General features: G+C 48.8%; 8 protein-coding genes. 4 read left to right on the top strand and 4 right to left on the bottom strand.

Annotated features, from left to right (window positions below; translation table 11 throughout):
* The coding region (locus ACKOVI_RS06280) for a DEAD/DEAH box helicase (protein ID WP_509603231.1) at positions 1 to 810 on the top strand (810 nt) is incomplete at its 5' end.
* On the opposite strand, the gene ACKOVI_RS06275 is transcribed toward ACKOVI_RS06280, so the two are convergent.
* Positions 773 to 1,018, bottom strand: a complete 246-nt coding sequence (locus tag ACKOVI_RS06275; protein ID WP_509603230.1) for a glutaredoxin family protein — start codon at positions 1,016 to 1,018, stop codon at positions 773 to 775. The genes ACKOVI_RS06280 and ACKOVI_RS06275 overlap by 38 nt on opposite strands.
* Before the next feature lie 35 nt (positions 1,019 to 1,053).
* On the opposite strand from ACKOVI_RS06275, the gene ACKOVI_RS06270 reads away from it, so the two are divergent.
* Entirely contained in the window at positions 1,054 to 3,429 is a 2,376-nt protein-coding gene (locus ACKOVI_RS06270; RefSeq protein ID WP_509603229.1) for a fibronectin type III domain-containing protein, read from the top strand.
* A gap of 6 nt (positions 3,430 to 3,435) precedes the next feature.
* Here ACKOVI_RS06270 and ACKOVI_RS06265 read toward each other — a convergent pair whose 3' ends face one another.
* The 3 genes from ACKOVI_RS06265 to proC form a co-directional block, all read right to left on the bottom strand.
* Positions 3,436 to 3,534 carry a 30S ribosomal protein bS22 gene (locus ACKOVI_RS06265; protein WP_009612566.1) on the bottom strand — a complete coding sequence of 33 codons (99 nt, stop codon included), beginning with the start codon at positions 3,532 to 3,534 and terminating at the stop codon, positions 3,436 to 3,438.
* A 64-nt stretch (positions 3,535 to 3,598) separates the two neighbouring features.
* Positions 3,599 to 4,789, bottom strand: coding sequence for a hypothetical protein (locus ACKOVI_RS06260; protein ID WP_509603228.1), 1,191 nt, complete (start codon positions 4,787 to 4,789; stop codon positions 3,599 to 3,601).
* A gap of 1 nt (position 4,790) precedes the next feature.
* Positions 4,791 to 5,588 (bottom strand): pyrroline-5-carboxylate reductase, encoded by a 798-nt coding sequence (proC, locus tag ACKOVI_RS06255; protein ID WP_509603227.1) that lies wholly within the window; start codon positions 5,586 to 5,588, stop codon positions 4,791 to 4,793.
* A 30-nt stretch (positions 5,589 to 5,618) separates the two neighbouring features.
* Here proC and ACKOVI_RS06250 point away from each other — a divergent pair, with 30 nt between their 5' ends.
* Both ACKOVI_RS06250 and radA read left to right on the top strand, forming a co-directional pair.
* The gene (locus ACKOVI_RS06250; RefSeq protein ID WP_509603226.1) at positions 5,619 to 6,428 is read left to right on the top strand and encodes a DUF3109 family protein; all 810 of its coding nucleotides are present in this window, start codon (positions 5,619 to 5,621) and stop codon (positions 6,426 to 6,428) included.
* Positions 6,429 to 6,437: 9 nt separating this feature from the next.
* The coding region (gene radA / locus ACKOVI_RS06245; RefSeq protein WP_509603225.1) for a DNA repair protein RadA at positions 6,438 to 7,785 on the top strand (1,348 nt) is incomplete at its 3' end.

Raw genomic sequence — 7,785 nt, 5'->3', positions numbered from 1 at the left:
TACGCACACCTTGATCTCTTCGATAGCCATGACTGGGGTTTGATTATTTACGACGAGGTGCACCTACTTCCAGCGCCCATCTTCCGCTTTACAGCAGATATTCAATCCCGCAGACGACTTGGTCTTACTGCAACTCTCGTTCGCGAAGATGGAATGGAAGGTGAAGTCTTCTCACTGATCGGCCCAAAGCGCTTTGATGTGCCGTGGAAAGAGATTGAAGCGCAGGGATATATCGCTCCTGCAGAATGTATTGAGGTTCGCGTTAATCTGACTGAGGCAGAGCGACTTGCTTATGCAACGGCCGAACCAGAAGAGCGTTATCGCTATTGCGCAACCACTCGCACTAAGCGAGATGTTGTTCAAGAACTTGTCAGCCTTCACGCAAAAGAGCAGATTCTGGTTATCGGTCAGTATCTCGATCAGTTAGATGATTTGGGTGAAACTCTCGGATGTCCCGTTATCCAAGGTTCCACGCCCCAAAAAGAACGCGAAGAGTTATTCCAATCTTTCCGCACCGGCGAAATTTCTTGTCTTGTTGTATCCAAAGTCGCTAACTTCTCAATCGACTTACCTGAAGCAACAATTGCAATTCAGGTCTCTGGTGCATTCGGCTCACGCCAAGAAGAGGCACAGCGCCTGGGTCGTGTATTGCGCCCTAAGGCAGATGGCCGTGGTGCGCGCTTCTACTCTGTCGTTTCTCGCGACACTATCGACCAAGACTTTGCACAGAACCGTCAACGTTTCTTAGCCGAGCAGGGTTATAGCTACACAATTATTGATGCCGACGATGTTTTTCAAGGGAAGATCTAAAACGTTCTGGATCTACTCGCCAAAAATCATGGTGCTCCCCGTTGATATGAGTGACTGGAACTTGTTCGCCATATAACTTCTCTAATTCGGGGTTTCCGTCAATATAAATAATCTCAATCTCAAATGCGAGCTCTTCGCGAAGGCTCTCGAGAACATTCACAGCATTTTCGCAGAGATGACAGCCGTGACGGGAGTAAACGGTGACCATAGGAAAATTCTCTCACCCTGATAGCGTTACCCGCTATGAGCAGCATAATGAAGCGCGCCACTCGAGGCGCTCTCATACTTGCTCTACTCGCAGGCGTGATCTCACCGCTTCAAGCGCAAGCACTTTCACCTTTCTTACAAAGAGAAGCGACTCAATGGGGCTACGTCTATGCAGGCCCCAATACAACGGTGAAGCAATCACCACGTGGAAAAGTTGCTTACATCGAATCAAAATCTAAATTTGTTGTTAATTACAAGAACTTCCCAGAGTGGGCGAAGAAAGATTTCCAAGCAGCAGTCGATGTCTGGTCTGCAAACTTCTCCTCCACTGTTCCAGTAACAATTGATGCAACGTGGACTCGTATCGGAACATTCGGTGTTCTCGGAAGCGCACGACCTGGAAGCTATTTTTCGGGTTTTGATAAGGCTCCGGATTCAAGCCTCTGGTATCCATCCGCGCTTGCCAATGCACTTGCTGGAAAAGATTTAGATACCCGTCAATCAGAGATCATCATTCAGGTTAATTCACTTGCAGAGTGGAACACTCGCAATGACGGCATCTCGCATCCAAATGAGTACGATCTTCAATCGGTCTTCTTGCATGAGATGGGCCATGGTCTAGGTTTTCTCTCGACTGATTCATACGACTCATTCTTTGGGTATGGCAGTATCGATCAACCCACTCCCTTCGATGCTTATGTTCAGGTTGAAGACGGTCGACGTTTATCTGACTTGCCAACTCCATCGATCGAACTTGGCAAGGCCTTAACTTCTCCCCTCGTATGGTCTGGCCCGCTCGGCATCGCTGCCAATAACGGGACGAAACCAATTCTTTATACGCCCAGTAAATATGAAGAAGGTTCTTCAGTCAGCCACCTCGATGAAGCAACGTATTCGAAATCTGCCTTCGATGCAGTGATGACTCCAAATCTCGATGCCGGAGAAATCTTTCACGAGCCGGGGCCACTTCTACTTGCGATGATGGAAGATATGCGCCGTAAGCCTCCGGTAGGCATTGCAGTTGGAGTCCCACAACAAGTGCGCAACGTCAATGCACTTGTTGCAGATGGCGCAGCAATTGTGACTTTTGATCCACCAGCTAATGCACGCACCGCTCAAATCACTAGTTATTCAGTACGTAATCTCAAGACAAATCAAATCAAATCTGCGACAAGTTCACCCATTTCATTTAGCGGATTAAAGAACGGCACTTCCTATACATTTGCCGTCACTGCATCGAATTCCAACGGCACATCCGATCCGGCCAACACAGTGGCGGTTACGCCTCAACCAAGTTGGAAGCGATTTGTTGTGGATTCAAAGAGTGATGCCAGTGTGCTCGCCAGCACAACCTTTAATGGAGAACCTGCTGTTGCCTATATTGATTCCAAGAGCGGCGACCTCAAACTTGCCACCTGGAGCGGAACGGTCTGGATCAAGCTCACAGTTGATGGAGCCGGCGGTTCATCAGGACGCACCAACTCTGCCATAAAGGGTGCGCTCTCGATGTGCGTCAATGGCAGCGGCAAAAAACAGACTCTTCACATCTTTTACTCCGATGCACAAAATACCGATCTTCGCTATGCAAAGTTTGACGGCAAGAAATTTATATATGAGGTTGTCGATGGAGATGCTGCTCAGGTAAATAATTATGAGGACCCAATCCGAGTGCGCACTGGATCAGATCTCTCAGTTTCGAGCGCTTGTATCGCCTCAGCTGGCGGGGTTCAGGTTCTGTACCGCGATGAGAGCCAAGGCATTTTGCTGGGTGCAGTAAAAAGCAACACGGCGAAGAGCTGGAGCTACGAGCTTGTCGATGGTGACCGCAAGACCGATGGCCGCACCACTGGAGATGTCGCTTTCCATCTCAAAGCAGCTTTCGATGGAAAGACTAGCTACTTTATCTATGACTCAATCCTGACGATTAATCAGAAGAAAGATCCAACCACTGGAGAAGTTCGTGTAGCCACACGTGGAAACCTCTCCAGCACAGGCTGGATCTATCAAACTCTTGAGGCAACCTCGAGCTCGGCACCTGTTGTGGGATATGACGTTGCGCTAGGCAAAAATTCAAAAGGGATATTTGCCACCTGGTTGAGCTCGGCGCCTAACACTCTTCCTTATGCAAATCGAATTCGTTGGAGCTACATCTCAAGTGCACCAACTCAGGAGAGTGTCACTTCAGAGAATTTTGGGAAGCCTGGAAAATATCTTTCTACTAATGGAACGATGATTGCATTTAATTGCGAGAAGCGAATCTGTGCAGTTGACACTTCTCAAGCATCACCAAAGATTTCTTTTGTTGCAACAAGCAACAACCCAGATGGAATAAGTTCCACCTGGGTTGTTGTCAATCGTGTGAAGTATCTCCTCGCTGGCATTAATGGCCAGCTATCGATGCTCCGTCCGTAGCGACTATCACTTAGCGTTACGGCGCTGAATGCGTGTCTTCTTCAGAAGCTTCTTATGCTTCTTCTTAGCCATACGCTTGCGACGCTTCTTGATAACGGAACCCATAAGTCACGCTCTTCCTAGTAGTAGTGCCCAGATAAATTAACCTGGATTAAAACGATGGCAAAGATTACCGCGATACGAGGGTAAAAATCGAAACGGTTCCATCGCTGGCAGAAGCGAGGCCAACAACGCCCTTCGCTGGCGAATATGCGAGCAAAATAGGCGTCACAAGCCCTGGAAGGGCTGTCGCAGCCTTAAGAACACCCTTGCTATCGAACGTAAGGAGAAGTAGCGACGGTTGATTTGGTCTCCACCCTGAGATCCCTGCAATTGCTGATCGACTGGTGAAGGCAAGATAGGAATTTCCATTTGCTGTCAGAGTTGTCGATGGGCCAATACTTGGAAGTCTCAAAGTCCAGCTCGGTGAAAATGCCGATGTGAATTTTGTTATTGCAGTCTCTGTGACTTTGCCAGTGATGACTGGACCGCTGACTAAATAGGAAGAGTCTCCAGAAATCCAGCTGCGAGATGCCTTGAGAGCGGAACTTCTCACTAAAGAAGTTATTGCGCCCGACTTGGAAACCTTAATGAGTACTCCATCGCGAATTCCTGCGAGCTTCTTTCCTGCAAGAGTTTCTGCACTTGAGCCATAGATAGAAGATGTGCCATCGGAATTGCGCACTACTGTATTGAACTCAGTCTTACTTGATCCAAGAACCACCAATTTTCCAAATATGCCAGAAGTTGTGGACGTTACGATAAAGGGCTTTGCATCAATAGCGCCAACAATCGAAATTCCAGAATTTGTTGCCGAAAGCGATGAAATCAAAGGAATTGTTTTCTGAGGTGCCAGGTATGTCGCACTTAATTCACCGGAGCTCGAAATCTTCCAGAGCGCTAATTGACTTAAATCTGGTCGTAGATCTGTCGGTGCATCAATAGTGACCTGATCAGGATTATCAACGCCATCTATTGGAGTTGCAGTCTCGGGTGCTGGGGCGATAGCTGCCGCGCCAGCAATCCAGATATTTCCAAGCGGATCTACCGACGCAGCCATTGCAACTTCGCTGAGACCGCTATCAATAGTGAGTTGCCAAACTTCTGTATTTGTAAGATCTACAGCAGTTACTCGAATATCAGCGCTCTGAGCAACTGGGTTAGTGATGAAGATTGTGTTCTGTGCTGATTGCAGAAACATCTCTGTGCCTACTGGGGCTGCATAGATAGAACCGAGTTGAACCGGAATCGCCTTAGGGGCAGCAAACGCAGAAGGCGAAATCAAAGATAAGAGTGCAACAGCAATCAGTGCGCGCTTCATACTAAGCCAGTTCTTGTGAGCGCTTTGCTGCTGCAGACATTGCCTGCGCAACGATTGCTGTGAGTCCAGATTCATTGAAAGAGGCGAGAGCTGCAGCAGTGGTCCCGTTAGGGCTCGTTACCTTCTCCCGCAGAGTTGTAGGAGATTCTCCCGATGTTTCGAGGAGAGCTGCTGCTCCAACAATTGTTTGAATTGTGAGTGTTGTGGCATCTGCCTGAGATAGACCAAGTGCCACTGCACCTTCCACCATCGCTTCTACGAAGGCAAAGAAATATGCAGGGCCTGACCCACTTGTAGCGGTGACTGTGTCTTGCAAGCTTTCAGGTACTTCAATGGCTGCCCCGGTCGCAGCTAAGAAGTGATCTACGAACTCACGGTGTGCAGGAGTAACTCCGCTACCAAGAGAATATCCTGATGCGCCTTTTCCAACCAGCGCTGGGGTATTTGGCATCACACGTACAACAGGATTGGCCTTACCAAGTCCTGCAGCGATGGATGCGATTGTCTTACCTGCCGCAAATGAGATCACAAGGCAATCTATTGAGATATGCGGTGATAATTCTTGGAGAGTAGCTTGCATATCCTGTGGCTTTACAACTAATAGAAGTGTTGAAGATTGAGCTGCAACTACTGCAATATCTTTATGAATAATGGAGTAACGGGCTACTAACTCTGCAGCCCGCTCATTCCGCTTTTCCGCGAAGGAGATATCTGCAGGATTTACACCGCTGCGAATCAGTGCAGCGATGAGTGCTTCACCCATAACGCCTGCGCCGATAACTCCAATGTGATTAGCCATGGCGCAAGAGTACGCGTAGGCTCTGCCCCTATGTCAGAGGTTAAAGCAGGTTTTGCACGCGACTGGATTGAATTTTCAGACCCAGATTCTCCAGAGGAAATCTATAAGTGCGACCTCACATGGTTAACCTCAAATTGGTCTTGCATCTATGGTGATGGCTGCAAAGGCGTCTTTGCTGATCGCCCCAACGATGGATGTTGCACAGAAGGTGCTATGTACTCTGATGCAGAAGATGAAGAACGCACTCTTCGTGCTGCAGAATTCTTAACCCCGGATATGTGGCAGTTCTATAACGAAGCTCGCCCCAAGAAGCCTGGTGGAAAATTACGTATTACCGATACTGATGACGATGATGAGCGAAAGACTCGTACCGTCGATGGTGCTTGTATCTTCTTAAACCGTAAGGGTTATGAAGCAGAAGGTTTCACAGGTTCATTTGGTTGCGTACTTCACCACTTGGCAGAAAAGCGCGCGCTGCACTTTGTAGATACCAAGCCAGATGTATGCTGGCAGCTTCCACTTCGCCGTAGCTATGAAACTCGTGAAGTCGGCGAACGTGAATATTCAATCATTGTCATCGGCGAGTACGAACGCCTTGCATGGGGCGATGGTGGAGAAGATTTCGATTGGTATTGCACCAGCAACACCGAGGCACATGTTGGAAAGCAGCCTGTCTATCTCTCCAACAAGGCAGAGCTTCAGAAGTTGATGGGAGAGGCTGCATATGCAATCTTGGCCGAGCATTGTGATCGCCGCATTGCAGGCATCAAAGAGATGCAGGCAAAGTCGCTTCCTCTTTTCGTAATTCAGCACCCTGCATCTGTCGCTGCCTCCAAGTAACCTAGGCGCATGGCCAAGGTAGAGAAGGATCCATTCCGCTGCGTTGAATGTGGTTGGACATCCCGGAAATGGGTAGGCCGTTGTGGTGAATGTCAGGCCTGGGGCACCGTTGAAGAAATAGGTGCACCTAAGAAGTTATCTCTCCAAGCAGGTCCGATTACTGCGAAGGCAACTGCTATCGGCGATGTTGATCTATCTGCGGCACATGCACGTGCAACAGGTGTATCTGAACTCGATCGCGTACTAGGCGGAGGACTTGTTCCAGGGGCGGCAATCTTGCTTGCTGGCGAACCCGGTGTTGGAAAATCAACACTTCTCTTATCTGTGGCGGCAGAGACAGCAAAGAAAACTATTCCTGTTCTCTACATCAGTGGCGAAGAATCAGCATCGCAAGTTCGACTTCGCGCCGAACGAATCAAAGCTATCGACCCCAATCTCTTCTTGGCGTCAGAGACCGAACTCGGTGCAGTGATTTCTCATATTGATACCGTAAAACCTGATCTCTTAATTATCGACTCTATTCAAACTATCGGTTCTTCAACTGTCGATGGTGCACCTGGTGGCGTTACCCAAGTACGTGAAGTAGCTGGTGCGCTGATTCGCATCTGCAAAGACCGAGACATCACATTATTGCTCGTAGGTCACGTCACTAAAGATGGATCTATTGCCGGTCCGCGCCTACTCGAGCACATCGTCGATGTTGTTCTTCAATTTGAGGGCGAACGTCACTCACGCCTTCGTTTAATTCGCGCAGTTAAGAACCGCTTTGGTGCCAGCGATGAAGTTGGATGCTTTGATTTAAGTGATTCAGGTATCGAGAGCGTTCTCGACCCAACAGGTCTCTTCACCTCTCGCCATGCAGAACCAGTTCCAGGTACTTGTGTCACAGTTACTCTCGAAGGACGTCGCCCGCTTCTCGCTGAAATCCAAGCGCTTGTCAGTGCAGGACGTGAAAATGATTTCGGTAATGCCCGTCGTGTTGTTAGTGGCCTCGATTCTGCCCGTACCTCAATGACTTTAGCTGTTCTCGAACTCCGTGCACATGTGCGTGTAGGTGGTCGCGATGTGTATGCCGCAACTGTCGGTGGCATGAAGATGACCGAACCTGCTGCAGATTTAGCCTTAGCACTTGCCGTGGCATCAGCTGCAAAAGGATTAGCTCTACCTGCAGATCTTGTTGCAATCGGTGAAGTCGGTCTCGCTGGTGAAATTCGAAAAGTCAGCGGGGTATCACGTCGCCTTGCAGAGGCATATCGCCTTGGATTTAAACGAGCACTTGTTCCAACAGGCTCTGAGGTCAAGATTGCCGGCATGGAGATAGTTGAAGTATCTCGACTAGATCAAGCAATCGCACGAG

It is taken from the genome of Candidatus Planktophila sp. (assembly GCF_046070465.1).
Lineage (GTDB): Bacteria > Actinomycetota > Actinomycetes > Nanopelagicales > Nanopelagicaceae > Planktophila.
This window is presented reverse-complemented; position numbering and strand designations above follow the sequence as displayed.

Coding starts and splice junctions, on each gene's coding strand:
- ACKOVI_RS06250 (WP_509603226.1), top strand. CDS start 5,619: ATGTCAGAGGTTAAAGCAGGTTTTGCACGCGACTGGATTGAATTTTCA.
- ACKOVI_RS06265 (WP_009612566.1), bottom strand. CDS start 3,534: ATGGGTTCCGTTATCAAGAAGCGTCGCAAGCGTATGGCTAAGAAGAAG.
- ACKOVI_RS06270 (WP_509603229.1), top strand. CDS start 1,054: ATGAGCAGCATAATGAAGCGCGCCACTCGAGGCGCTCTCATACTTGCT.
- ACKOVI_RS06275 (WP_509603230.1), bottom strand. CDS start 1,018: ATGGTCACCGTTTACTCCCGTCACGGCTGTCATCTCTGCGAAAATGCT.
- proC (WP_509603227.1), bottom strand. CDS start 5,588: ATGGCTAATCACATTGGAGTTATCGGCGCAGGCGTTATGGGTGAAGCA.
- ACKOVI_RS06260 (WP_509603228.1), bottom strand. CDS start 4,789: ATGAAGCGCGCACTGATTGCTGTTGCACTCTTATCTTTGATTTCGCCT.